The organism is Paenibacillus sp. SJS-P3 (assembly GCF_056711585.1).
In genome coordinates this window covers 4,908,566-4,933,802 of record NZ_CM160043.1, presented here as the reverse complement: position 1 = coordinate 4,933,802, position 25,237 = coordinate 4,908,566, and the positions used below count along the sequence as shown (strand labels likewise).

General features: G+C 46.4%; 24 protein-coding genes. 18 read left to right on the top strand and 6 right to left on the bottom strand.

The window, feature by feature from the left end:
• Positions 1-289 precede the first annotated feature (289 nt).
• From AC06G8_RS22555 to AC06G8_RS22545, 3 genes are read left to right on the top strand one after another with little or no spacing between them, the layout of a single operon-like run.
• Positions 290-1,039, top strand: coding sequence for a VTC domain-containing protein (locus AC06G8_RS22555; protein ID WP_480284032.1), 750 nt, complete (start codon positions 290-292; stop codon positions 1,037-1,039).
• Entirely contained in the window at positions 1,036-1,716 is a 681-nt protein-coding gene (locus AC06G8_RS22550) for a DUF4956 domain-containing protein (RefSeq protein WP_447663374.1), read from the top strand. Before AC06G8_RS22555 ends, AC06G8_RS22550 begins: the two co-directional genes overlap by 4 nt.
• 20 nt (positions 1,717-1,736) lie before the next feature.
• A complete protein-coding gene (locus AC06G8_RS22545) occupies positions 1,737-3,866 on the top strand; it encodes a carbohydrate-binding domain-containing protein (RefSeq protein WP_480284031.1) in 2,130 nt (709 codons plus the stop codon).
• A gap of 433 nt (positions 3,867-4,299) precedes the next feature.
• Here the strand turns inward: AC06G8_RS22545 and AC06G8_RS22540 are convergent, their stop codons facing one another.
• Complete coding sequence (locus tag AC06G8_RS22540) at positions 4,300-5,190, bottom strand: diacylglycerol/lipid kinase family protein (RefSeq protein ID WP_480284030.1); 891 nt, start codon at positions 5,188-5,190, stop codon at positions 4,300-4,302.
• Between the two features lie 551 nt (positions 5,191-5,741).
• Here AC06G8_RS22540 and rlmH point away from each other — a divergent pair.
• The 3 genes from rlmH to AC06G8_RS22525 all read left to right on the top strand — a co-directional run bounded on the left by rlmH (position 5,742) and on the right by AC06G8_RS22525 (position 9,705).
• Positions 5,742-6,221: a 23S rRNA (pseudouridine(1915)-N(3))-methyltransferase RlmH gene (gene rlmH, locus AC06G8_RS22535; protein ID WP_480284029.1), complete on the top strand. Its 480-nt coding sequence runs from the start codon at positions 5,742-5,744 to the stop codon at positions 6,219-6,221.
• Between the two features lie 240 nt (positions 6,222-6,461).
• Positions 6,462-8,408: a DNA methyltransferase gene (locus AC06G8_RS22530; protein WP_480284028.1), complete on the top strand. Its 1,947-nt coding sequence runs from the start codon at positions 6,462-6,464 to the stop codon at positions 8,406-8,408.
• Positions 8,362-9,705, top strand: a complete 1,344-nt coding sequence (locus AC06G8_RS22525; RefSeq protein WP_480284027.1) for a DNA methyltransferase — start codon at positions 8,362-8,364, stop codon at positions 9,703-9,705. The genes AC06G8_RS22530 and AC06G8_RS22525 overlap by 47 nt, the downstream gene beginning before the upstream one ends.
• Positions 9,706-9,928: 223 nt before the next feature.
• On the opposite strand, the gene AC06G8_RS22520 is transcribed toward AC06G8_RS22525, so the two are convergent.
• The 3 genes from AC06G8_RS22520 to AC06G8_RS22510 form a co-directional block, all read right to left on the bottom strand.
• Positions 9,929-12,826, bottom strand: coding sequence for a DEAD/DEAH box helicase family protein (locus AC06G8_RS22520; RefSeq protein ID WP_480284026.1), 2,898 nt, complete (start codon positions 12,824-12,826; stop codon positions 9,929-9,931).
• A 60-nt stretch (positions 12,827-12,886) separates the two neighbouring features.
• Positions 12,887-13,648, bottom strand: coding sequence for a hypothetical protein (locus AC06G8_RS22515; protein ID WP_480284025.1), 762 nt, complete (start codon positions 13,646-13,648; stop codon positions 12,887-12,889).
• 251 nt (positions 13,649-13,899) lie between these two features.
• Positions 13,900-14,259 (bottom strand): hypothetical protein, encoded by a 360-nt coding sequence (locus tag AC06G8_RS22510; protein ID WP_480284024.1) that lies wholly within the window; start codon positions 14,257-14,259, stop codon positions 13,900-13,902.
• 155 nt (positions 14,260-14,414) lie between these two features.
• On the opposite strand from AC06G8_RS22510, the gene AC06G8_RS22505 reads away from it, so the two are divergent.
• Together AC06G8_RS22505 and AC06G8_RS22500 are read left to right on the top strand one after the other, a co-directional pair.
• Entirely contained in the window at positions 14,415-14,792 is a 378-nt protein-coding gene (locus tag AC06G8_RS22505) for a hypothetical protein (RefSeq protein WP_480284023.1), read from the top strand.
• 6 nt (positions 14,793-14,798) lie between these two features.
• Positions 14,799-15,059, top strand: a complete 261-nt coding sequence (locus tag AC06G8_RS22500) for a hypothetical protein (RefSeq protein WP_094869762.1) — start codon at positions 14,799-14,801, stop codon at positions 15,057-15,059.
• A gap of 13 nt (positions 15,060-15,072) precedes the next feature.
• Here AC06G8_RS22500 and AC06G8_RS22495 read toward each other — a convergent pair whose 3' ends face one another.
• Together AC06G8_RS22495 and AC06G8_RS22490 are read right to left on the bottom strand one after the other, a co-directional pair.
• Entirely contained in the window at positions 15,073-15,378 is a 306-nt protein-coding gene (locus AC06G8_RS22495) for a hypothetical protein (RefSeq protein ID WP_087918896.1), read from the bottom strand.
• A gap of 50 nt (positions 15,379-15,428) precedes the next feature.
• Positions 15,429-15,767: a helix-turn-helix domain-containing protein gene (locus tag AC06G8_RS22490; protein WP_087918895.1), complete on the bottom strand. Its 339-nt coding sequence runs from the start codon at positions 15,765-15,767 to the stop codon at positions 15,429-15,431.
• Positions 15,768-15,984: 217 nt separating this feature from the next.
• Between AC06G8_RS22490 and AC06G8_RS22485 the strand changes: the two genes are divergently transcribed.
• From AC06G8_RS22485 to AC06G8_RS22440, 10 genes are all read left to right on the top strand, one after another.
• On the top strand, positions 15,985-17,382 hold the full coding sequence (locus tag AC06G8_RS22485) for a stalk domain-containing protein (protein WP_480284022.1): 1,398 nt from the start codon (positions 15,985-15,987) through the stop codon (positions 17,380-17,382).
• 90 nt (positions 17,383-17,472) lie between these two features.
• Positions 17,473-17,913, top strand: a complete 441-nt coding sequence (locus tag AC06G8_RS22480) for a hypothetical protein (protein ID WP_480284021.1) — start codon at positions 17,473-17,475, stop codon at positions 17,911-17,913.
• Between the two features lie 224 nt (positions 17,914-18,137).
• On the top strand, positions 18,138-18,668 hold the full coding sequence (locus tag AC06G8_RS22475) for a hypothetical protein (protein ID WP_480284020.1): 531 nt from the start codon (positions 18,138-18,140) through the stop codon (positions 18,666-18,668).
• A gap of 263 nt (positions 18,669-18,931) precedes the next feature.
• Positions 18,932-19,723, top strand: a complete 792-nt coding sequence (locus tag AC06G8_RS22470; RefSeq protein ID WP_480284019.1) for a hypothetical protein — start codon at positions 18,932-18,934, stop codon at positions 19,721-19,723.
• Between the two features lie 88 nt (positions 19,724-19,811).
• Positions 19,812-20,270: a hypothetical protein gene (locus AC06G8_RS22465; RefSeq protein ID WP_480284018.1), complete on the top strand. Its 459-nt coding sequence runs from the start codon at positions 19,812-19,814 to the stop codon at positions 20,268-20,270.
• 141 nt (positions 20,271-20,411) lie between these two features.
• A complete protein-coding gene (locus tag AC06G8_RS22460) occupies positions 20,412-20,975 on the top strand; it encodes a hypothetical protein (protein WP_480284017.1) in 564 nt (187 codons plus the stop codon).
• A complete protein-coding gene (locus tag AC06G8_RS22455) occupies positions 20,972-21,469 on the top strand; it encodes a hypothetical protein (protein ID WP_480284016.1) in 498 nt (165 codons plus the stop codon). Before AC06G8_RS22460 ends, AC06G8_RS22455 begins: the two co-directional genes overlap by 4 nt.
• Positions 21,470-21,536: 67 nt before the next feature.
• Positions 21,537-24,098 carry a hypothetical protein gene (locus AC06G8_RS22450; RefSeq protein WP_480284015.1) on the top strand — a complete coding sequence of 854 codons (2,562 nt, stop codon included), beginning with the start codon at positions 21,537-21,539 and terminating at the stop codon, positions 24,096-24,098.
• Positions 24,099-24,299: 201 nt separating this feature from the next.
• Positions 24,300-24,731, top strand: a complete 432-nt coding sequence (locus AC06G8_RS22445; RefSeq protein WP_480284014.1) for a hypothetical protein — start codon at positions 24,300-24,302, stop codon at positions 24,729-24,731.
• Positions 24,728-25,237 carry a JAB domain-containing protein gene (locus tag AC06G8_RS22440; RefSeq protein WP_480284013.1) on the top strand — a complete coding sequence of 170 codons (510 nt, stop codon included), beginning with the start codon at positions 24,728-24,730 and terminating at the stop codon, positions 25,235-25,237. The genes AC06G8_RS22445 and AC06G8_RS22440 overlap by 4 nt, the downstream gene beginning before the upstream one ends.

The window sequence follows — 25,237 nt, the reverse complement described above, 5'->3', positions numbered from 1 at the left end:
AAGTCCCCTCCGTCTCTTCCTCTCCAAGCCGCCTTGCACGCCCATTATAGGAAGCGAACCTTTAATCAACCTTAATCGTAGCATTCGGGCGCGTATGCACCCAAGCCCTAAATATAGGAGCGCGCTGGAGAAGCATATCTGGCGGAAGGGAAAGTCCCTGAACGTGTTCGCGGACATCAATTTTTCTGCCTGGCAATTGTTTAAGTTTCGTTAAAGGTTGACCCTCTAAGCTACAGACATGAAGGGGCGAGGCAATCGCCCGACATGACTTGGAAAGGGGCGCTGCCCAGTGGCGATCGAAGTGTTCAACCGGTACGAGAACAAGTATCTGATGGATACGAAAGCGTTCTACGCCATCTACAACCGCCTGATGGCATACATGGAGCTCGATGAATACAACCGCGACGACAAGTTCTACTCCATCAGCAATCTCTACTATGATACCGAGCATCACTCGCTCATCCGCACCAGCCTCTCGAAGCCGAAGTACAGGGAGAAGCTGCGCATCCGCGCTTACGGGGTGCCGGGGAGCGACGCCAAGGTCTACCTGGAGCTCAAGAAAAAGGTATTCGGCCTCGTCAACAAAAGAAGGTCGGCGATGAGGCTGAGCGAAGCCTACGAGTTCGTCCGGACAGGCTGCCAGCCGGTCTGGCGGCAAGGAATGAACCGGCAGGTGATGAATGAAATCGAGTATTTCCTGAGCCGGTACGAGCTGGAGCCGATGACGTATCTCGCTTACGACCGCATCGCGCTGTTCAGCAAGGAGAGCCGCGATCTGCGGATCACGTTCGACACCAATATCCGCTCCCGGCGGCATGACCTGCTGCTCGAGAAGGGCGATTACGGGGAGCGGCTGATGGAGCGGGGGCAGTGGCTGATGGAAGTGAAGGCCGAGAAGACGATCCCCGTCTGGCTCGCGCAGCTGCTGTCGGAGCTCGGCATGTACCGCACCAGCTTTTCCAAGTACGGCAACGAATACAAACAATCCATCCGCCATGCAAACGCACCGCAGATCGAAAGGGAGAGAATCGTTTTATGATCGAATCCATCTTCGCCTCGACCGCCACAGATACGACGCTGACGCTGCCTCATGCGCTGCTCACCGTCCTGACCGCGATCGCCGTCGGCGCCATCATCAGCCTGACTTACATGAAGACCCAGCCCGCGTATTCGCAGAGCTTCACGCTCACGATGATCGTGCTGCCTGTCATCGTCGCGATCATCATCCTGCTCATCGGCAGCAATATCGCCAGAGCGTTCAGCCTTGCGGGCGCCTTCTCAATCATCCGCTTCCGCAGCGCTCCGGGCGATGCCAAGGACATCTCGTACGTCCTGTTCTCCATGGCGGCAGGCCTCGCCTGCGGCGTCGGCGCTCTCGGCTACGCGGTGCTGTTCACGATCATCCTGTGCGGGCTCATGTTTGTCCTGAAATCCGTGAACTTCGGCTCCCATAAGGAAGCCATGAAAACCTTGAAGGTGACGATTCCCGAAAATCTCGGTTATGAAGAAGCGTTCCACGAAGTGTTCCGCAAGTTCAACGTCGGCTATGAGCTGAAGAAAGTGCGTACGACGGAGCTGGGCAGCCTGTATGAACTGGTGTATTCGGTGAAAATGGGACCGGAAACGAACCAGAAGGAATTTCTCGATGCCGTCCGCACCCGCAACGGCAACCTGGACATTACCCTCACGATGAGTCCTGTCGTGCAGGAATACTAAGCGAAAAGAGGTCGATGACCATGAAACATCCATACCAAACCAAGCTTGCCGCGCTGCTGCTCCTGTCGGCGCTTGTGGCTGCGGGCTGCAGCAATACAAATTCGACGGATTCGGCTGCCAATGCAAGCGGCGGCACGGCCGTGAATGCCTCGACGAATACGGCGAATACGGCGGATGCAGCTGCGGCCACAGCCAAGCTGGCGGGACTCAAGCTGGCGGATGTCGTCTCCTATGACGACGACGACATCTCCGCCGCATGGGACGCGGCGAGTTCGACCGCGATCAAGCTCAGCGGAGCAAGCGCCAGCGTCGACGGCTCCGGCGCAGCTGCCGACGGGGGAACCGTGACGATCACGGCGGCGGGGACGTATGTGCTGAGCGGCAAGCTCGAGGGCGGCGTCATCGTGGACGTCAAGGACGACGGCATCGTTCATCTGGTGCTGAACGGCGCCGAGATCGTCAACTCCAGCGGACCTGCCGTGTATGTGAAGGCGGCCGGCAAAACGGTGCTGACCCTTCAGGAGGGAACGGAAAATGCGGTGACCGACGGCGAGAAGTACGCCGACAGCTATACGACCGCCGACGACACGCCGACGGCGGCGATCTACAGCAAGGATGACCTGACGGTCAACGGCACCGGCAAGCTGAGCGTCACGGCGCTGAACAACGACGGCATCACGAGCAAGGACGATCTCAAGATCGTCAACGGCACGATCGCCGTGGAGTCCAAGGACGACGGCATCGTCGGCAAGGATGTGGCGGCGGTCAAGGACGGCAGCATCACGGTGAAAGCCGGTGGCGACGGCATCAAGTCGACGAACGACACGGACGCCGACAAAGGGTATGTGGCCCTAGCGGGAGGAACGTTCTCCATCGTATCGGAGAACGACGGCATTCAGGCGGCTTCCTCGCTGATCATCGAAGGCGGTACATTCGACATCGTCTCCGGCGGAGGCAGCGCCAATGCGGAGCCGCATCAGGAGGAAGGCCCGATGCCGGGTGGTTCGACCGGCTCGACCGGATCGCAGCAGGGTTCGTCCGGCGATGCGGCGGTCCAGACGCCTAGCGGCACGGAGTCGGGAACGACGGAGGCGGCCGGCACGGAATCGACCAGCGCCAAGGGGCTGAAGGCGTCGGCCGGCATCTCGGTGGCGGGCGGCACGTTCAAGCTCGATTCCGCGGATGACGGCGTGCACAGCAACGGTGCCGTCGCCATTGCCGGCGGAGAGTTCACCATCGCCACAGGCGACGACGGCATCCATGCCGGCGCTTCGCTGTCGATAAGCGGCGGGAAAGTCGACATCACCGGCAGCTATGAAGGGCTGGAGAGCGCAAGCATCGCCATCTCGGACGGAGAGATCCATGTCGTAGCCAGCGACGATGGCGTCAACGCCTCGGAGGGCTCCAGCGAGAGCGCGGATGCCGGCCAAGGCGGCGGAGGCACGGGAGCCCCAGGCGGAGCAGCGGGCAATGCCCTGCTGGCCATCAGCGGCGGGTATATGACGGTCGACTCGGCTGGCGATGGACTCGACTCCAACGGCTCGATCACGATGTCTGGAGGCACGGTCATCGTGAACGGACCGACGATGTCCGGCAACGGCTCCCTTGACTATGACGGCACGTTCGAGCAATCCGGAGGCTTGCTGATCGCCGCGGGCAGCTCAGGCATGGCGCAGGCTCCATCCGAGACTTCCTCCCAGCGCGCAGTCTTGATGACCTTCCCGGCTCAAGTCCAGGCCGGCACGCTGATGACGCTGGCGGACAGCGCGGGCAAGGCCGTCGCAACCTTCGCCCCGTCCAAGGCGATCCAGAGCCTCGTCATCTCGGCACCGGAGCTCAAGGCGGGAGAAAGCTACACGATCTCTACCGGCGGCAGCTCGACCGGCACGCAAAAGGGCGGCCTTTATGAAGGCGGAACGTACAGCGGCGGCACCAAGGTCGTCACCTTCACCCTTGGCGACAAGGTCACCTATGTCAACGAGTCCGGCGTCACGACGGCGCCGAGCGGGTTTGGCGGAGGCGGAGGCCGCGGTCCGGGAGGCGGCGGCAAAGGCTTCGGCGGCGGAGGCCGAGGACAGGCGCCCGGCCAGGGCGACGGTACGGGCAGCGTCGCTCCAGGAGACAGCTCAGCGCCGGGCACAGGAGCTTAAAGCGGTTCCGATCCGTCGTTGAATTTGGGAGACAGCGTGTTCAGCTAAGAGACGAAGGCGGAGGATCCGGTCATATCGCTGCGGAGTTCCAGAGACGATGCCCAGCTCGTATGGGGCCGCATCTCTGCCGGAAGGTATGCGGGAATGAACGCAAACACGTCATCAAGCCAACCCGATTGCCGGGTTGGCTTTTTCCCTTTGGATTGCGGGGAAGCAAGAGGCGACGTCTGGAATGGAGTCAGGCACGTCGCCTGCGGCGCCGGAATCAAGAGGGATTTGTACAAAGACAACTTCAAGTAATGCCAAGAGATACTTAATAATATCTAGTAATATGCCCGGCTCATGCGGAGAATAAAGACCTAGTAATCGGGCCGGCTCACGCATGGGCATGGAATCGGCTCACAGGACAAGCAAGGAATCCATGCAGAGAGAACTATCCTTCCTCGGGAACGATGACCTGCAGATATCCCGGCAGGATGCTCATCTCGATCGGCAGCGCGGGCCCTTCGTCGCCATCTACATTGGTGCGGAGCGGCTTCGGCGAGGTGATCCGGATCTTCTTGGCCGTAAAATAGATGACATCCTTCTTGTCCTTCAGGCTGCCGAACCAGAGGGACAAGCCGGCCGCAATGGTATCGAAGACGTTCATGTCCCGGATAATAAAGCCGTGGATCAATCCGTCGTCGACGGATGCATTCGGGGAAAGCTTCTCGAAGCCGCCGACCGAGTTGGTGAGAGCGGCGAGAAATAACGGAGAATCGCCTTCCCAGCGCTCGCCGTCATGCTCGACGACGATGGGATGGGCAGGGCCGCCGAGCAGCTCCTTGATGCCTTCCTTCAAGTAGGCGAAAGCACCGAGCCTGGACTTTTCCTCCGAGGTCACCGAGGCTACAGATTCCGCCAGCGAGCCCGCTGCGACGACATTCGAGAAGAGGCGGCCGTTCAGCTGCCCCAGATCGACGGTTCTCACGTTGGAGGAGGACAGCGCTCGAATGGCTTCCTCGGGATCGAGCGGAATCCGGAGCGCGCGGGCAAAATCGTTGACCGTGCCGAGAGGGACGATGCCCAGCTTCGGCCGGTGATCCTGATCCATGATGCCGTTGATCGTTTCGTTCAATGTTCCGTCTCCGCCTACCGAAACGACCAGGTCGCAACCTTCCCGGCAAGCTGCTTGGCAGAAGCGGGTCGCGTCGAGGGCTTGTGCGGTTTCCTTTCTGGTCACCTCGTAGCCCTTATGGCGGAGCACCTCTTCAATCTGCTTGATGTAGTCGAGCGCCTTCTCTTTGCCGGAGGAAGGGTTGAGGATGATCATGGCTTTGTTCATGCCCGTATTTCCTCTCTGATTTGGAATGGTATCAAAGGAGATTACCACTGAAAAGGAGAACCGAAGCCATATTCGGCAGGCATATATCTGGAAATTGGAGGTTGAAGGAAGAAGCCTTCGTCGTGAAAGCTTGAGCTCCTGCTGCCGCCGAAGCGGGGCGATGCAGCGGGCGCGGATGGAAGAAGCCCCCGCTTAGCCAAGCAATTTCGAAGCGGCCGCAAGCGCCGAGGCAAGCTCTGGAGCAAGGGGGAAGCGAATCGTCACTTCGGTTCCCTTTCCAACTTGGCCGAAGTATACCGTTTTCACCCCCGGCTTGATACGCATAATTCCACTTCGAAAATGATTCGGCATGGATTCTAAACTGGGCGAGCGGGCATGAAGAAAAGAGGAGGGGAACGGATATTTCAGTAGGATAGAAACGGGTATCATTTTGTTTTTACAGGATGTCGCGACTAGGGTTCGGAGCCGCTTTGCGGTATGATAGCGGCAGAAGAAAGTTCCCGATGAGGACAAACACGCTTGGTCATTCGAGCGAGGATATAGGAGGAATTATGCTCGTACAGATCGTTGGCGTCGGCAAGTTGAAGGAGAAGTACCTGGTGCTGGGCATCGCGGAGTATGCGAAGCGTCTGGCGCCTTATTTGAAGTTCCAGGTCATCGAGGTTGCGGACGAAAAGGCTCCCGACACGCTCAGCGACGCGGAGGTTGCGATCGTGAAGGCCAAGGAAGGCGAGCGCATCCTGGCCCAAATCAAGCCCGACGCGCATGTGATCGCTCTTGCCATTGACGGAGTGCTCTGGAGCTCCGAAGACCTTGCCCGTGAACTGGACCGGCTGGGCACCTACGGGACTAGCCATGTCTTGTTCGTCATCGGCGGCAGCCACGGGCTGTCCGACGAAGTGCTGCGGCGTTCCCAGCAGCGCATGAGCTTCGGCCGGATGACGCTGCCCCATCAGCTCATGAGGCTGGTGCTGACGGAGCAGGTGTACCGGGCGGTGAAGATTAACCGGGGGGAACCGTACCATAAATGACGGCTAAATTTTTGGCCTGCTTAGTGAAAAGGGGAATTTTGTTAGCTTGATATACGGATAAAACGGGTCTAAAATTAACAGATAATTAACGTAAAAGAGCGAGATGCTAGAACACGGTGTAGTAAATGTAATGTGTACTCTTTAGTTACTTGTGATGGCAGAATTCATTCGAAGATATAATATTCTTGTCGAAATTTTAATATTCATGTAAAATAATCTCTTTGGAGGTGTCTCGCATTAATGAAAACTAACACATTGAATATCACCCCTATTAGAAATTCAGTCAAAGCATTGACCCACAGTCCACAATATAAAATGCATAAATACTTTGCTAGAAGACCTTATAACGTTTTTTCTAATTTAATATCACATTATACAAACGAAAATGATATTGTATTGGATTGCTTTGTTGGTGGAGGTGTGACAGTTTTTGAGAGTCTTGCTTTGAAAAGGAAGGCTATCGGAGTTGACCTAAACCCACTTGCAGCATTTATTACGGAAATGCAGGTGAAGAAGGTCGACTTGAAAGAACTCAAGTCTTGTGCGAATCAGTTTCTTGATAAACTTCAAACAGACATAGGTCACTTTTACGAGGTTGAAATAAACAATGAGCGGTTTGTGATCGAATGGATGGAATGGGCGTATGTAGTCGAGTGCCCTCATTGTAACTCGTCTTTGAATTTAACGGAAGAAAATAAAGTCAGAAATGGTACTTACAGATGTCCAAAGAAAGACTGCATCAGTAATTTACCCAAAGTCATAGGAGTAAAAAGAACTGAATGCATTCCCGTATCCAGTATCCCTCTAAGAATGAAGGTGCGGGAAGCAAGTGGTACGGCAACGGTTCGATTGCTGTCAGAGGAAGAACGTAAATATTTTTCAGTTGTCGATTACAAGAAATATCTCGCTCCATCGTTCGTCGATATTGATGAAGATATTCCTCAAAACTGGGATCGACAGTTGGAGGATTGCCTGTCACAAAAAGGAATTCGTCGGTTTAGGGATTTGTTTACCGAGCGTAACTTTGTCGCCAATACAATCATCTTTAACCGCATCCTTGAGTTAAAGCGTTCTGGTGCTGACAAAGATCTCTTAGACTGTCTATATTTTATTTTTAGTGCCTCACTTCGATACACGAACAACATGACGCGTGTGACTGATAATTGGGAAAATGGAAACCCTACTTCCATGGACAAGCACGCCTACTGGTTACCCAACATTTTCGTTGAAACTAACGTATTGGATAAATTTAGGAATAGAATAGACGCTGTAATTAAGGGACTATCATATACTAATAAAACCATTATCCATAATACCAAAGCCGCGCATGATTTCGATCAGCTTATTCAGGGTCGGGATTATTTAATCTTAAATCAAAGTTCGTCTAATCTCCCTGTTCCTGACAAAACTGTGGATGCGGTAATCACAGACCCTCCGTATGGAAGCAACGTACAGTATGCTGAGCTGTCTGCCTTCTGGAATGTTTGGTACCAAAAGTATCGTGATCTTGATTCTTTCATATTTAATGATGAAGAAGCCGTTGTTAACCGAAAGCGACAGTTAAACAATGCGAAAACGGTAGATCATTATGAAGAGATGCTGTATTCCATATTTAAGGAATGTTTTCGTGTACTAAAAGATAATGGCTATATGGTGTTCACTTTCAACAACAAAGACATCAACGTTTGGGTCGCTTTATTGAAAGCCGCAGCACGCGCAGGTTTTTATTTACCTGAGAACGGTGTCGTGTTCCAGGATTTTATAGAATCGTATAAGAATACTTCACATCTTCAATATTCAGGGAACATCCATGGCGATTTTATTTATTCCTTTAAGAAAAGATTGAACAGTAGAATTAATAAAGTGAAGGAACAGGGGTATCCGGAGACAATCAAAAGTGTTATCGGCGAGTGCATCGAAGATCTATATGCGCAACGCGATACCTACACAACAACCGAATTGTACCAAGCAATCTTTTCAAAATTGATCCCGGTCATAATGGATTTTGCTCTTCAAGATGCAAACGAGGAGGATCTTGTCCAAATTGAAAGATTGTCTAGCACCTTTGTAGACGATACGATAAAACAGTGTCTTTATTTCGAAAGCGTCGGTTGGGTAAAAAGAGAGGGTGTTCAGCTACATGATTCAAACTGCGTCGATTCTAAAACAGAAAGCCGTATTTCATGATCCCGAATTAACCAATTCAATCATTAAATTGGAAGACGCTTACGTTATAAAAGATGAAATCGATATTTTTAATCAACTCGTAAATTTCTCTAAAAATGTCAATACCCCATACCATGGTTGGTTTAGATATCGGGAAGGTTACTCACATGTACTGATCAAGCATTTAATTGAACAGTATTCCCTTCCAAAAAACGAAGTAATTGTTGATCCCTTTTGCGGTTCGGGCACGACCATCGTGGAAGCTGCATTTCAAGGATATTCCTCGTTTGGGTTAGATGTCAATCCTCTTTCCGCCTTCGTTTCAAGTACTAAAGCGACCGCTTATGACGACAACGATATTCTTGAAGCGGAGTCGGTATTGGCTTCGTTTGATTATTCTCGTATATCGGTCGAAGTAGTTGATTTTGATGATGCTCCTCAGTTTTTCGATATTGATAAGCTTCAGCAGTTGCTTTCAGTAAAGGCCTTTATTAACCAAATTGGATCTCCAAAGATTCGTAATCTCTTCCAATTGGGACTTCTGTCCATAATTGAAGATGTGTCAAACCGAAAAAGGGACGGAAATGGACTCTTGACAAGGCTCAGTAGAGTTCAAGAGGTGTTTCCATATTTTAAAGATAAAATGCTTAGTATCTTGAAGGACATTAGAGAAGTTAGAATATCGACTAATATTGCCTCTAAAGCCATTGCTGGAGATGCGACCAATCTGTATTCAACATATCACCAGCATTTTGATCGTAACGTTGGAGCAATTATATTTTCTCCACCATACGCAAACTCCTTTGATTACTTTGAATCCTATAAGATGGAGCTTCTTTTCGGTGACTTTGTCAACTCAATAAGCGATATTCAGCATATTCGAAAGTATGCAGTAAGATCGTTTGTAAACACATCAGGGAAACCCGTCGCGGATTATCCAATTGTTAATCAGATCGCCCAGGAGATCGAACTTTCCATTCCAGACAAGGAGAGGTTAACGGGTAAGAAGGACACACGAACAAGGAAAGTTCCAAATATGATTAAAGGGTACTTCAATGACATGAGTAAGATTATTGAACAATGCTCGATGCTCCTGAAACCGGGTAGAAAATGTTTTATCGTCGTTGATCAGAGTGCATACCTTGGTGTGTTGGTCCCTTCTGATCTCATACTCGGAATGTTAGCAGAGGAATACGGACTTAGGGTTAAAGAGATAATCATCTGCCGGAAGGCTCGTACTTCCCCTCAACAATTGAAGAGGTTCCCTTATCTAAATGACCTTCTCCGGGAGAGTATTGTAGTATTAGAGAAGCAATAACTAATACAGAAAAACCATTCTGTCGTTTACGACGGAATGGTTTTTAATTTGTAGAATTACCAGTTAATTAGATCTTAGCCCAAAAGGTACAAAGCTTAAATAAACCAACAGGGGGTAAGTTTTTGTTGCATATTTTGGTTTATCTCTAATTCATCCGAGCAGCCACAAAATATATAGTCTCAGTAATAATTGGCGGCATTTGGGTCTAATTCCATTACAAGAACTATAGAAGTAACAAGCTTCTATAGTATTGACGTAAATCCTCTTCCTTCCTCAGGAGCGCAAGCTCTTCCACTCTATTAGTTCGTTCTAACAAGTCCATGATAACGACTCGCGAACCAGGATACACCTTAATTTCATCCTTTGCTTTAAGGTCGTTTTCAAAAATATTTGAGAATGTCCATAAATGTTTTTTAAAGTAATTAAACTGATTGTAAGCGGTCGTCCGAGAAGTCCAAATGTCTTTGTAGGAGAAAGAAACATTAAACTTATCGTTAATCAATTCCAAGACTTTACTCTGATTATCTTCATTTAAAATCTCAATGCGTGGATATGTTTCCCTTAGGTAGTAAATCCTTTCAATTGATTGCTTGATCGCAGTATCAGATGTTGCTCTTAAAGAATAGAGACAGTATAAGAATTCGAGCTTGGATATTTTTTCGAACTCCATAAACACCTTAAATAAGGCACGATAAGGGAGTAAATAGTTATTTTCCACTTTATTGTGTGAGTAATATTTCAACATTTGCTCCTTAAAGATAGATTCAAAAGCTTTTGGGTTAGAGCGAAGGAATCGACCAATTGACGTAAGACGATATTGTGACTTTGAAATTCTGTCCAATGCCCCGATTCGTTCAGAGTGGGACAAATTATTATGATTAATTGATAATTCATGTGACTCCTTTATCTCATTATCGTGGATAAAGCGTTCGATCGTTGGGAGAACCAAGCTCGTCTTGTACGCATCGACATTATAATCTCCAACCGATTTAAAGACACGTTCTATGCTTCCGCGTCGATCTTCACCCTCTGATGTCTGCTTAATTATGCTCTTAAACATTGTTGATTGGCTGTTGACTTCGGCAATACGTAAAAATATAGTCTCTTGCAACTCATCTATCTGTAGTGTTTCCGATGGCAGAACAACGACTTTTTTCTCCAGTTCCTCCGGTATGTTAGGCTTTTTACCACGCGCAGATTGATAATTAAGTTCGTCTATCAAATCCGCTAAATTCTGATCCTGATCTCTTAACGCTTGAACAACTGAATGTAATGTATCGAACAGCTCTGCGTTTACTCCACTAAAATTAATGGAATTAGAGGGAATAATGACTGGAATGATAATGTAGGCTACTTTTTCCTCGTCCTGATTTGTCTTCCTCAAAGACCGTCCAACTGCCTGTACAATGTCGATAGTGGAATTCTTGGGCTCTGCAAAATAAATCGCATCTATGACAGGAACATCAACGCCTTCTGTAAGACATTTGGCGTTGGATATGATGCCATACGATTTGTTCCTGAAGTCTCTCAAAATTTGTTTTCTATCGCCTGCACTCATGCTACCGTTAACATGGGAGTAAAAAATTTGATCGTCTTCAATATTGCTTACTGTCTGATCAAAAACGCGGGATAATGGCAATTGGGCAGATGAGCCATCAATAAAAATTCTTGCGTTCTTAACAGAGCTGTGGAATGTTATGACTTTCTTGACTCCCAAATGCTCAACCGCCTTGGCTAGCAAAACTTGCTTAAATAATCCATCGCTTGTCGTAAGTGCAGTATCATCCCCAATATCTGTGCTTATATAAAGATTGCTTTTACGAATTAAGTCAAAAATTTCTTCTTCTGCAACCGCGCTGATGACAATTCTATAGTCTGCAATAATCCCTTCCTGGATGGCTTTTCCGAAATTCAAACGGCTCAGTGTCGGCCCATATTGCTCTTGATCATCCATCGAGAATACTGTTTGACCGGCGCTCTCTGCCATTGATTTAATTCGTGGGGTAACAATCCTCTCTGTCGCGGTCATAAACAAGCGTTTTTTAATAGGAATAAACTCGTCCTTGTGCGCATACACGAACATTTGTGAGTTTTTAGTGCCTGCAGTACGATGTGCTTCATCGAATATTCCTAGATCAAAAGAAAAGGATTGCTTTAGATTCATTAATGCAAAAACTATAGCGTCCAACGACTGATAAGTACTAAAAATGATCTTCGGAGTTTTTCCATCCTGCTCCAAAAATTGATTGATCGTGACCGGATCGGTTGTAACAGGGACGTTCATATTATTGATATCTTGTTCGTATTCGTCTTCGATTTCATCCAACTCCGAAGCGACTGATTGATCGCTACAGACGCACAGGAAACGAAAAGGTTTCGATGTTTGATCTGCCCAGCCTTCTAACGTTTGTTTGATTAAGGATAAGCTAGGAGCAACAAACAATGTGTTTTCCGAATTCAGAGCATCCTTTATCCACATTGCGGTTGCAGTCTTGCCGGTACCGCATGCTGCAATTAATTTCCCGCGGTCAGTGTGGTTGAACCCGGTGATAACTTCTTCGATCATTGTTCTTTGGTAAGAACGGGGAGTAAAGATTGTTTTCTCGATCTCAGGCAATTTATGGACATAATGATGGATGTTATCGAAGAAATCCTGCTCAAGATCAATAAACGCGTCGACTAGCACAACTGGCTGCTGTTTATGATTTTTGTGAGCAAGCTCGGGTAATTTAACAGAGTTGGCGAAAATGTAGCAAAGGTCCGCGTGCTCGGACTCAGCCCAGAAAGTTGCCAACTCACGATATGAAGGAGGGTTCCGATTCGTCCGAAATTTGGCCTGATAGGTTGCCATCATTCCATCATTTCGGACAATAACGCCATCTACACCATAATCGTTCTTTTCCAGATGGAGAAATCGTTTAACCTCATCTGGAATATTATCTCTCATATAAATGGTTTCAATTTCGAATAAGTTACGGTGAAAGTGCAAATACAGAAAGATAAATTGCTCGAATGCGTCACCCTTCTCCTTGGTATCCAGTATATTTTCAATGGCCTTTTCTAACTCAGACCAGCTCGCAAAACGTTGATTATAAATTGAATTAAATCTAGTAGGCATCATTCTTAATCCTCCTCTTGATAAGGTTCCAGGAACCTGCTAGGGTTCCTGGACCAATACAGGTTAACTACGGAAATATGAATTCAATCCACCTGGGTTTCCGCTTAACGATTCTACAGATGCTGTGGCTAGGAGCAATGATTGAATTTCAGCATTTGTGGACGTACGTTTTTTGACGATTTCGCCGCCTTGTTGCCGAATTCCTTGGACTAGGTTTGAGAGATGATTACCGAAGTACCGGAATTGATTATAAGCTGCCGTTTCCGATGTCCAGACATCTTTAAACACAAGGTCCAGCCCGAAACGAAGATTCACGTCATCCAGTATCACTGATTTTTGGGCATCAGACTTTTTGCTTATATCCCCATAAAGATGTCGTAATAACTTAATCCGATCCAAGGCATCTTGGATATCCTTAGGTGAAGTTCCCCTCAACAAAAACGGTGATACAACGAATTCAAATTGGTTTAAAGAATCTAATTTGTACATTAGCTTCAACATGGCGCGGTAAGGGAATAAAACCTTTTTGTTATACTGAAAACTAAATGCCAATGCCTGCTCATTGAACATACCGTTGAAAAGACTAGGTTCATGGAACAACCGCTGACCAACCGGTGTCAGCTCGTATTTTCCGCCCTTAAGACGAATAGCGCCAAATCTTTCAGTATGTGACACATTGTTGTGATCCCGCTTCAAGTCTTTGTAAAGCTTGGTATCGTGCGCATTTGCGAAGATCTTTACCGTAGGGGTTACAAGCTTTTCGTACGACTCAACATTGTAGTCAACCATAGTTGTAAATACTCGATTGATATATGACTGCCTCATAACGCCATACCTCCTGTGCTATTTTTGTTATCACGTGATAAATTAACTCTCACGTGTATTATGTTCCAGAATAATCCTTTTGTCAATATTACACGTGAAATAATTATTTATACGTGATAATACTGATTTCACGTGACAAGTGATTAGATGCAGCATACTTTAATAAAAGAAACAATTCTTAAGATTTATGAGACGATTACCTTTCTTTCCTTAATCTATAGGCTTAGCCCGTAGCCCAAAGAACTGTAACACTACTTTCTTAGATCTTCAAATTTTACAACCCAGCAGTGGCCTTTCACATCAACATACAGTTCGTTAGTCTCAGGATCAAAAATGACTTCATTAGTTTTTGCATTCAAGGACAGCATAGAGTCTACTGCTTTGCTATTGAAGGCAGTTTGCAAGGCATAGTATTCAATCATTAATGCATCAATTTGTGATTTTTTAGCTGTCATTAATGACATAATGTTCAATATAGATTTTGCTTGCTGTTGAGAAAGACATCCGACATACTTGCCGGAATTCATGGCTGTTTCATCATTTTTATCGTAATCTTGTATTGCCATTGTTTTAAAGTTTTTTCGCGTATTAAAGTCATATACGTCTCCCACTCTTATCACTCTCCAGTCTTTTATGAACATACACGGGCATTCTGTAAATAACTAGAAACTGAATTGAGCAATACAGAAATACCCCTATTCCTTATTTGAATAGGGGTATTTCCATTTCAACTATATCTTAAATCAACTGATAATGGAGGTTAATTATGAACAAGCAACAGCAACAAAGAATTTTGGAATTACTAAAAACATCGTTTGATCCTGAAGGTGCGATTCACTTTTTGGCAGTAGCTGCAATGGAGCAAGAGAGGGTAGAACATCCCCAATACATCATCATAAAAGTAAGAGTAGCTCTAACCTTTCAGGAAGGTCAATCTGTAAACCCGTATTTTGACGGAACCGATTTGTTTATCTTGATGACCCCGACCGAAATTCAATTTGCCCGAGAGGAAGAGTGGGCAGATGGACCTCCAATAATGGAAGGGAGCCCAATTGAACTAGCGCTAGGCTGGGTCTCTCAATTAAATGTACCGTTCTATGTTTCTTCTGAAGCTCATGAAGCCGCACATAAGGAAAGGGGGTGAAATCTAATGCAGAATAGATCCAATTACGAATCACTCGTAGAAAGTGAGGATACGCTGGTTAACCGTATCGAGACCTGCTCCGAGACCATAGACGCTGTGCTTCAGATGCTCTTCAAAAAGGACGGGCCGATTCACCTCCCGACCGTACGAGAGATCGCTGCTGCGATGCACGAGGTTCAAGTCAAGTTGGAACGTGAACTGCTACTTGTTCGAATAGAAAAAAGACTCGCAGCCCGATACATGGACAGCAAGCCTATAGTCGACTAAATGATGGAATATTTTATTCCTCTGGAACAGCAATGCCCTTTATCTCTAAAAACTCCAACTCTGCCTCCAGTATTTCCTCCACTTCTTTCTCAGTTAAAGCAATGTCCTGCTGTTTTAAAATATGAACTATGAGCTCGTCATTATCGATTTGAACTTCGCCATTCTCATCTTCTTCTTTGTTGTTAATGTACTCGTCTGAGTAACCAATAACAGTTTGAATCAGGTCAGCATCATGACCCGTTTTTCGAGACACGAAGCTGTTCAATTCATTAATATCAATATAGGGCTTTTCACCGTGCATATCGTTTTCAGTTGTCATTAATATCATCTCCTATTGTCTTAGTATACCAAGGAACCCAATGTCTAACTCTAATCCTTTGATTTCTCCCAATCTAATACGGTTTGTAGCACTCTCAAGGCCATTACCTGGTCTTGCGCAGAACGCTCGGACAGCATCTCCACAATCTGTCCCAAAGTATCCTTACGCTCCATCGGATCAAGGTATCGGAATAGTTCCTCTAACGACACTCCCAATCCACCAACAATCTTCTGCAATGTCTCGATCGTTAGATTCTTCTCCCCGCGCTCCACCTGACCCACATAATTCGTATGTAAACCGGATAACTCGGCTAACTGCTCTTGGGATAATCCTTTATCCTTACGCAGCCGACGTATCCTATCTCCGACTCTCTTCACCACATCAGACATAAATACCACCTCAAGAAAAGCTTACCTGAGGGGCTTCTTAGACTTAACACACTACAAATGGTATTTGACTAAAACATAACATCCATAGATAATAAATATGGTACAAATTACATCTTTTAGTGTGGGTACAATGCCCTAACTATATTTTAAAGTATTACCGAATCATGTTTTATATTATTTTATACTACTTTATCAGACCTAACGGAGGAATCTATCAATGCAAATGAAAAACCGAATCATCACCACTCTTACCGTCGCTACAATGCTGCTTGCACAAGCTGGGACTGCTCTAGCGGACAGTACGATCAACGTGTACCTGAAAGGAAAACTACAAACCTTCGAACAATCGGCAATCATAAAAGACGGATCAACGTTGGTTCCCATGCGAGCCATTTTCGAGGCACTAGGTGCAACAGTCAAGTGGGATGCCAAGCAGCAAATCATCGACGCTACAAAAGGTGACAAGGTCATCCGCTTGCAGATTGGTTGGAAAGGCGCTTGGATCGGGGAAACCAAATTGGCATTGGACGCTGCTCCACAAATCATAAATGGCAGTACAATGGTGCCACTACGCTTCATCGGTGAAGCCCTTGGTGAGAAGGTCGAATGGGATAGCACTTCTCGTTCCGTCCTCATTTCAACTGACAAATCCCAGCTTCCGAAAGCGGATAGCGGCGTGTATAAAGGCTATGCCACAGTCATGCGGGATGCGATAAAGAGCGAAACGTCTACAGGTGTCAAGATGCCAGACGCTACCTATAAGATTCTGGAGAGTAACAGTGACGCGTTCTTTGCGACAAATCGGGACAAGTTCTCTCTCTACGACAAAGCTAAGCAGGTAAGTTCAGCTAATATGTCAAAAAATCCAGCCCAGTACAGCTCCACAATTACTGAGGTTAGTCGAATCCGAATTTTCGACGTACAGGAACTGACCGCAAAAAATGGACAGATCACGACTATGGCCTATGGAGAGAGTGAAAGTGGTGGCCTGTTCTTCCAGATTTTCTACGCCGGTTCTAAGAAGTTGGCTAAAGAAGATGTCATCGAAATGGTGGGAATCTCCGCAGGCAAGTCGCAAATCAGTGTGCTCAATCGTCTTGGCGTTCAGTACGATGCTCCTGTAACTGTTTTCGTAGCCGGTAATATCTTTACTGCTTTAGAAGAGTATCAGTTACAGGCCAATCGCGGCAAAGGTCAGGCCATTGAGTTTGACGATGAGGCACAGGCGCGTCTGGATAAAGGCAGAGTGACGAGTTACATAGGCGAGATGGGTCTCGTACAGGCGGCTGAGGACGGAGTGCTTAGCGAGGTACAGCGTCTAGTCGGAACAAACCATGTCGATGCTAACGCTCTACCTCAAAACCGGACACCGCTGATGGCAGCAGCTCTTAAAGGCAATGATGAAATTATCACGTATCTGCTGTCCCAGGGTGCCGACCCGAACCTAGGCTATTCCTTTACGTCACCGCTAAGTTCCGCAGCATACAGCGGAAAAGCTTCAACAGTGAAGCTGCTGCTTCAAGCAGGTGCAGTTCCAAATGACTTTGCCCTAAGTACGGCAAAGGACAAAGGATATGCTGACATCCTAACACTTCTGGAAGCAGCTACGAAGTAACGAATCTTTTTAAATCACAAATCCCCATGTCGCTTCTAAGAGGACATGGGGAATCAATAAATAATAGATAGTAGAATGGAGGCGTAACACTTGGCAATTCTTTTTTTTGACATGCTGAGAAACAAGATAGACATGACAAAAGCGGAAGCAGCGGTGAGAAGAGCAGAGAAACAAGACAACAAGCGATTTCGTCAGGCACAGACGTTCTCAGATCGGCAAGTCACGATTAGCACTAAGGCAGAACTGGAGGATGCCGTAAACAAGAGATACGGTACCATCATCATTGTGGGAGAACTGGCAGAAAACGTGGGCAGAGCCTACAAGGTTAAGGACAAGCTGGGATTGCTGGAGAAGACCCCTACCGTTCAGCCGCAAGCAGGTTTCCTAGGCATCACGGAAACGGTCATCATCACAGCTATTGTAGCGCTGACGGTTGTTCTTGTTGTGGCAATGTTAAAGAATTACAGCATAGATACAGACATCGAGATGAGCGATGCAAACCCCAAAATCAAATTAAGGCTGAACAAGTAAATCCTTTTTTCAGAAAACCCCGAATTCTTTAGGTCGGGGTTTTCTCTTCCCTCAGATAACAATTTTAATATGTATATATACTTGTGCACCCTTTGTGAAATAACTGTATTCTACGGGGTATTTTTGGATAAGAACTTTATTGGATAAGACGCTTCAGCTTGTTGTCCCAACCCTTGCATAAAGCTATAATCAGGCTATCAACAAGAGCATTGGAGGCTTCATATATGACTAAAAATGAAGAGACAAAAGTAGAACGATTCAATCTGCCATGGGTAGTAAAACAAGTGGAGGGCTTCGAGGAAAAAACAGTACGCAGCCTATTCAGTAAGATTCTCAATCTGCTCGGTGAACAAGAGGAAAACCTAAGGGACAGCCGAGGACAGGTATGGTTTGATAAGGAATTGGCTGATTTCATAGTCTGGACGATTCGTCAAATTGATAGTCCATTCTTACAAAAGACGCTCAAACAGACTGGAAACATTACGGCAGAGGAAGCACTTCAATTTCAAAATGAGCTTCTTTCCTACATCGATACAATCGAAGAGCCTGCGAAGTCAAAATTTAATGCTATTGCCAATGGGCTTGCCTTGGAGCAATCCCAGGCTCTGTTTGAGAAGACGCTGGAGAATGTAAAGGAGTTGGTAGCCCTATACCAACAAATCCCTGCTAAAGACCGAATCGAACTACTCGAAAGGCTTAACCCCGCCATGGAACAATGGATGGAAGACCTAAAGAAACGAATTGGTAACAAATAGAATATGCAAGGTGCTCGAAGCCGCTGCGAATACGCACGGCTTTTTTTCGTTGTCAAGGAAAAGTTGTCGGTGACATCTGGGTCGTGGACCAAACACCAGGATGATACGATAAATTCAGAAAGTAACCCAATATAAAGCAAGCATAAAAGTACCTGTCAAGGAAAATTTTCAGATTGTGTTTGGGAGGCTGAGGCTATTGCAACAGGCTAGAATCGTAAGTGTAACAAACATCAAAGCAAGATCACACGAGGAGGAAAAACAAAATGCCAACGACAGAAATCAACATTCAGAACCGAGATCCCCAAAGCCCTTATGAGAAAGCCTTCATTAGGAAGCAGCTCGAGGCAGGCAATGCCCAAGCGATAGGTTGCTGTTTCCTTAAGGGCTATTGCAGCGATAAAGTTCGAGAGAGAAAGTTTCTTGCACCTCATTTCATTGATTCAGAAAAGCAGGTAATTAACTACCTCACTGAGATGGAGCTCCTGAATGCCCATCAAGATGGAAAGGCATGCCTGATCGTTGAACTGACCAACAAAGTTGAAGGCAACTGTATCGACGGTAGTTTTTTTGAGATAACGCTTGCCCGTGATAAAGATAAGTCTAATGAGCAACGTGAGGAATTAGAACTTTACAAGCCATTGTACGTCGCAATCCGCGAGGAAGGGATCAAAGGAGTAGCTCGCATGATTAGTGATAAGATGGCGAACCAAAGATATGCTTTCAAAATTGATTATGATAGCGAAATGGGCGGAAATACAGAGCTGAATATGTTTTTCTTCGAACTTGTCTTAAAAGTTTCTGGGGATTTGGTCGAGAATAAGGAATCTATCTGTCAAGCCGTTCAAAGTAACTTTAATGTTGTTAAATGTCTGGACGGCAACGATGAGCTACGGTTTACCATTGAAGGCATTCACGGAGAAGGACCGTGTGTTTACACCATAGGGAATATTATCTCCGTCGCCTCTGATAATTTTGGTCCGGAAATAGATAGCAGAATGGCAGCAATCGGTCTGACCGATTATAAGGTCATTTTCACAGTCAATCGATGGATTTAGTTTTCCATACGGCGTTGAGCCTCAAGTAGCGTCAGTACCGTAAATCTAGCAAATATCAAATCAAGATCACACGAGGAGGACTAACAAAATGAACAATGTAGAAACTGCGGCAGCAGACTCAATACTTAATGAGGTTCTTGAAGAGAGCCCCTACGGTAAGCAAAACTTCAGACCGGTACAGAGCAAACAACATGGTACCAGGGCTTCTGGGGAGCCATGTGTGTTGACAGTCGTGAATACGAAGAGCAGCGGCAAGCGCATTACCTTATCAGGTGCTTTGATCGAGAAAACCGGGTCTTCTACAGCTATACAAATCGCCGTGAATGATGAGGGGATTGCTATAGGAGGGGAACTTCCTGATAACGATACCTACTTCACCTTGCGGAAGATTGGAAGAAAAGGTGTGGTTTACTCCACTGAGCTGGTAGATGAACTTACAGCGCTTTTCGAACTCGATTTTAGTGAAAGAAGCAGCATCTCATTTTACGATGTGTCTTACCTTAGCATGGAAGATACTGAAGTTGCCTTTGTACCGCTTAAGAAATAAGCAAACAGCTTGTCAAGGAAAAGATTCAGCGTGTACTCGGGAGGCTGGATGAACCGGTACACGCTAGAATCAAACTTGTAAGGATGATCAACGCAAGAGCAGCATTCCATACCCATCACCATAAAAAAGGAGAATGAAACCATGAATCAATACTTACTGGAAATGTCGTTAACCCAACGGATATTGAAACTGAAGGATGAAAAAATGATTGTAAAAGAGCTCAATACCTTCCTAGAGGAACAAGGCTGTAAAGTCGAATTTTTAAATCTTAGTTTGGATCGTATTAAGGAAGGAAACCAAGTTCTAATGCTTCCTTGCTACTCCTTCAAACTCAGTTGGAAAGATACCCATAGATTGCTTGATTATTACGACAATAACCTTGCAGATATCTTTGGAAAAGATCTAAGTATCATGCCAGATAAAGATGTGGTTCAGTTCTTTAATGCTTGCAAGGGAGATTTATACGTCGATAGCTTTCAAGCACTTAAAGCGACAATTGAAAAATCCGCTTTCTGGTCCCGCACAGTTCTGCGTCCGCTTGGCCTTGCTGACATACCAATAACATGTCAAATGATTCAGATCAATTGCCCTAATCTACAACCGCAAAAAGCGTCAGTACAGTCAACAGTGAATTACGCTACAACCTTAATGATGCTTCTTGCGAAAGATACAATTCAAAATCAAAAAGGAGAGATACCTTCATGAGTCAAAACCCTTATTCAAACGATGATACGATCATTCAAATTCCCGAGATAGTACGAGCCTATGTGGATGAAGGCAAAGAAAAAGGCCAAATCCTGGATGCTGTTAGGAAGGATTATAAAACTTCCTTTGGTAATGGACTGCGGTCTGCCATCAACTTCAAAGTTGCCGTTTTCACGGCAGATGGTGATGCTGTTGAGTTGTTCTTTGCACCGACACTAAGTCAGCATCCGAAAAGTAAGTTCGCCCAAACGCTAGCCAGTTTTGGTGTCGTGCCAAAAGCAAATGACAAGCTGGACTTGAAAGCGTTCCGAGGTCTGCCAGTCATTGTCGAAATTAAGCACAATGAGAAAGACGGCATCGTCTATTGCAACATCGACAAGATGGTGCGCGATGAATCAGAAGAAGAAGTCGAAGTGGATTTCTTTGTACGTGAGCAATCGGCCGAAGAAAGGGAATCGGTAGAGCGGCTATTCGATGAGGACGAAGCTGAGTAAGACAACAAAGTATGTCCCCTGCGATCCTTTTCAGGGCACTGTACTTCCAACCGAGAGGAGTAACTACATGCTAGAGGTAAAAGATCCATTTGAAATTATTATTGCAGCTCAAAACCTGTTGAGAGAAAATGGCGAAGTCGTGGAACTTCGCATTCTGAATACAAAGAAAGGTACGGTTAGCGGCTACTTCGACAATATGGAGGCTTTGGCAGATGCAGCCCTTCTATACGATGGAGACGTAGAAGGGGTATATTCAACACTGAATCCGGTAAAAAGCGATCTGCTGGCGAGAGCGAATAACCGCATGGAAGAAGGGGCCAAACATACAACAAGTGATGCAGATATTGAGCGGCGAAGGTTGATCATGATTGACTTCGACCCCATACGAGCCTCCGGCATTTCCTCCTCTGATGTTGAGCATGAGGCAGCGATAGTGATAGCAAGAAAGGTGCAGAAAATGACCAGGAAGGCCGGCTGGGCCGATCCATTCTTGTGTGATAGCGGAAACGGTGCTCACTTGTTATATCCCATCGACATGCCAAATGACGATTACAGTCGGAATCTCATCAAACAACTCCTTGGAACGCTAGACTGGCATTATAGCGATGATAAGGTGTGCATCGACACCAGCGTATACAATGCTGCCCGCATTTGCAAAGTCTACGGTACAAAATCGTGCAAGGGGGATGACACAGATGAGCGTCCGCACCGTTTCTCAGGGCTGTTGGAGCAGCCCGAATCAGTTGGTGTTGTCTCTATAGAACAGATTGAAGCGATTATTGAGAAGCTGGAGCAACCTAACACTGAAGCACCAAAAAAAGAAAAAAACGTCGACGCCACACCGATTGATCTAGAAGCTTGGGTCAATCAATACGAACTTGGGATAGCCGTAAAAGGACGCTGGCAAAACAAAGCTGACAAATACGTGCTCAAAACGTGTCCGTGGAATGAGGAACACACAAATCGTAGCGCCTACATCCTCCAATTTGATAATGGTGCTATAGCCGCTGGTTGCCATCACAATAGTTGCCAAGGTAAAGGGTGGCGCGAGTTACGATCTCTATACGAACCTTTGAGTGCTGCAAATGCTTCCGATAATCAAGTGGATGAAAAAGTGAATCAGGCTCAACTACTCATTCGATTAGGCGAAGACAGTGAATATTTCCGAAACGAGATTGGAGAAGCCTATGCAAAGGTGCCGATCGGTGATCACTTTGAGTGCTTGAAAGTGAAAAGTAAAAGGCACCGGCTGTTACTAACAAAGAAGTTTTATGAGGCAACAGGTAAGGCTCCATCGGACGACGCCATGAAGCAGGCCCTCAGTATTATGGAAATGAAGGCTACATTCGAAGGTGATGAGTACGCATTGGAACGGCGGGTCGCCAGTGTAGATAACGTCTACTACTATGACTTAGTAAATGAGAATCGACAAGTTGTAGAGGTTATGCCTAATAAGTGCGAAATCATCTCCGATGCGCCGACAGTATTTGTTCGTACCAATAACATGAAGGCACAGGTCAATCCTATTTTCCCAGGGGATCTAAAATTGTTGCTTAATCATGTTAACATCCGAAATGATGATGATCAAATTCTATTCTTGCTGTACACCGTTTCATGCTTTATTCCGAGTATTCCGCACCCTGTACTTGTTCTTAGCGGAGAGAAAGGGGCTTCCAAGTCCACCACAATGCGGATGATAAGGTCAATCGTAGACCCAGCGGCTTGCGACATCCTATCCATGCCGAACTCCAAGCAGGACTTGGCAATCGTACTCTCCAATAACTACATGCCAGCGTTCGATAATTTGGAAGTGCTCTCTGCTGAAAAAAGCGACCTTCTTTGTATTGCCTCCACTGGAGGGGGTGTTAGTAAGCGTACGCTCTTCACAGATGAGGATGAAACTATCTTTCAACTTCTACGCTGTATTGTCCTCAATGGCATCAATATTGTGGCTACTAGGGCAGACCTATTAGATCGTTCTCTCATTATCGAACTTGAACGAATTGAACCAACCGAACGAAAAGCGGAGAAAGATGTTTGGAAAGCTTTTGAGCATGATAAGCCAGCTATATTGGGTGGTGCGCTAACGGCATTATCCAAAGCAATGGCTATTTACCCAGACGTTAAGCTAGAATCGCTGTCAAGAATGGCTGACTTCACCCAATTTGGCTATGCCATTGCAGAGGCACTTGGATATGGAGGGGAGAGATTTCTCGAAGCCTACAGAAATAATCAAAACAAAGCCAATGATGAAGCGGTTGGTGCACATCCTGTGGCTGCTGCTGTCATTGCACTCATGAAAAGGAAAGGCAGTTGGCATAGCTCTATTTCTGAGTTGCTTGAACGACTGGAGAGCGTGGCGATTACAGAAAAAATCAACATTTTGGTTCCATCCTGGCCAAAAGCTGCTCATGCCTTGACGCGCAGGCTGAACGAAGTGAAGTCCAATCTGCAACAGATCGGTATTAGGTTTGATATTCGCCATGGTGGAGACGCCAAGATGATCTCGATTGTGAAGGAAGGCGGAGAAATCCATGGGACAGAGGGGACCAATCATAGGCTTCCAAGGCCTCGTCCTTCACTAAAAACCAGCCCCGAGATGCAAGAGATGTTCGACGATTCTGAATAACGGTCCACCTTTTCCCGCAAATTGCGTCAGTACGGACAATAGCGCAGGACTTTCCCTGCCGCCATGTTCGCTACTGACACCTCGCGGGGTTGGAAAGCCCAGCCTGGGTGTGAGCTCTCCATGAGGCGAATTGACTCATTAATCGAACATATATTCTTATATTGATTAGGAAACCAATTCACTTCACGGAGGGAAACGCCCATGAGAAATATAAGAACGAAACATGACCTAGATTGCCTTGTACAGGCCGAGGTACTGGAACCATCCTTTCAAATCCATCTACAAAGTTACTTTAAGCAACTGGAGGCTGCTTTCCACGAAGAAGATAACGGGGAAGGGTTTATGCTAGACAATCACGGAGGATTATATCTCATTGAAAAAGGCGATAACGTCCGTGACCTACCCATTGCTGGATTACGCGGCGAAGATGGAGGACTGCTTGGCTGCCACCCAGAGTTTGTTGAATGGGTGAGCCTGTCGGATACAGGCAAGACCTGCTACCAAGTCAACGTACTTCTTGACAATGACTACATGCAAATGCTGTTTTTAGTGACAGAAGACTTCGCCAACGACTTAGAATTATCTGTTTGGCTGAACGACTATTTGGATAGAAAGGAGGCGGTAGATCAATGAATAATCCTAGCTACCGTACAACTAAGTTAAACCTACCAAAACATGAGGCGGAATTAGCTCTTCCCCGAAAACGAGTAGAGGTAGTCAGGATAAATATGGTTAGAGAATCTTCGTTCCTAGCCGAAAGGGTCGTCAAAACGCCAGAGGACGCTCATCAATTATTCCTTCAATTTTTCGGTGGTGAGAGTGATCGCGAGCAATTTGCACTGCTATGCCTCGACTCAAAAAATAGGCCAAATAGCATTCATATGGTATCTGTCGGAACATTAAACGCATCGTTGGTTCACCCTAGGGAATGCTTCAAAGCGGCTATTCTCTCTAATAGCGCCTCTATTATTTGCGCGCATGGGCACCCGAGTGGTGACCCGACACCAAGCCCAGAGGATATTCAGATCACTCAAAGGCTTGTAGACTCAGGAAATCTGTTGGGAATAGAGATGTTAGATCATCTCATACTCGGCTCTTCAAACAGATTCTTGTCAATGAAAGAGAAGGGGTTGATCTAA

Bases quoted from the DNA above. Each gene is read 5' to 3' on its own strand.
- AC06G8_RS22460 (WP_480284017.1), top strand. From the start codon at position 20,412: ATGAATCAATACTTACTGGAAATGTCGTTAACCCAACGGATATTGAAA.
- AC06G8_RS22540 (WP_480284030.1), bottom strand. From the start codon at position 5,190: ATGAACAAAGCCATGATCATCCTCAACCCTTCCTCCGGCAAAGAGAAG.
- rlmH (WP_480284029.1), top strand. From the start codon at position 5,742: ATGCTCGTACAGATCGTTGGCGTCGGCAAGTTGAAGGAGAAGTACCTG.
- AC06G8_RS22485 (WP_480284022.1), top strand. From the start codon at position 15,985: ATGCAAATGAAAAACCGAATCATCACCACTCTTACCGTCGCTACAATG.
- AC06G8_RS22470 (WP_480284019.1), top strand. From the start codon at position 18,932: ATGCCAACGACAGAAATCAACATTCAGAACCGAGATCCCCAAAGCCCT.
- AC06G8_RS22465 (WP_480284018.1), top strand. From the start codon at position 19,812: ATGAACAATGTAGAAACTGCGGCAGCAGACTCAATACTTAATGAGGTT.
- AC06G8_RS22490 (WP_087918895.1), bottom strand. From the start codon at position 15,767: ATGTCTGATGTGGTGAAGAGAGTCGGAGATAGGATACGTCGGCTGCGT.
- AC06G8_RS22545 (WP_480284031.1), top strand. From the start codon at position 1,737: ATGAAACATCCATACCAAACCAAGCTTGCCGCGCTGCTGCTCCTGTCG.
- AC06G8_RS22455 (WP_480284016.1), top strand. From the start codon at position 20,972: ATGAGTCAAAACCCTTATTCAAACGATGATACGATCATTCAAATTCCC.
- AC06G8_RS22450 (WP_480284015.1), top strand. From the start codon at position 21,537: ATGCTAGAGGTAAAAGATCCATTTGAAATTATTATTGCAGCTCAAAAC.
- AC06G8_RS22530 (WP_480284028.1), top strand. From the start codon at position 6,462: ATGAAAACTAACACATTGAATATCACCCCTATTAGAAATTCAGTCAAA.
- AC06G8_RS22475 (WP_480284020.1), top strand. From the start codon at position 18,138: ATGACTAAAAATGAAGAGACAAAAGTAGAACGATTCAATCTGCCATGG.
- AC06G8_RS22500 (WP_094869762.1), top strand. From the start codon at position 14,799: ATGCAGAATAGATCCAATTACGAATCACTCGTAGAAAGTGAGGATACG.
- AC06G8_RS22505 (WP_480284023.1), top strand. From the start codon at position 14,415: ATGAACAAGCAACAGCAACAAAGAATTTTGGAATTACTAAAAACATCG.
- AC06G8_RS22445 (WP_480284014.1), top strand. From the start codon at position 24,300: ATGAGAAATATAAGAACGAAACATGACCTAGATTGCCTTGTACAGGCC.
- AC06G8_RS22495 (WP_087918896.1), bottom strand. From the start codon at position 15,378: ATGACAACTGAAAACGATATGCACGGTGAAAAGCCCTATATTGATATT.
- AC06G8_RS22550 (WP_447663374.1), top strand. From the start codon at position 1,036: ATGATCGAATCCATCTTCGCCTCGACCGCCACAGATACGACGCTGACG.
- AC06G8_RS22525 (WP_480284027.1), top strand. From the start codon at position 8,362: ATGATTCAAACTGCGTCGATTCTAAAACAGAAAGCCGTATTTCATGAT.
- AC06G8_RS22520 (WP_480284026.1), bottom strand. From the start codon at position 12,826: ATGATGCCTACTAGATTTAATTCAATTTATAATCAACGTTTTGCGAGC.
- AC06G8_RS22515 (WP_480284025.1), bottom strand. From the start codon at position 13,648: ATGAGGCAGTCATATATCAATCGAGTATTTACAACTATGGTTGACTAC.
- AC06G8_RS22440 (WP_480284013.1), top strand. From the start codon at position 24,728: ATGAATAATCCTAGCTACCGTACAACTAAGTTAAACCTACCAAAACAT.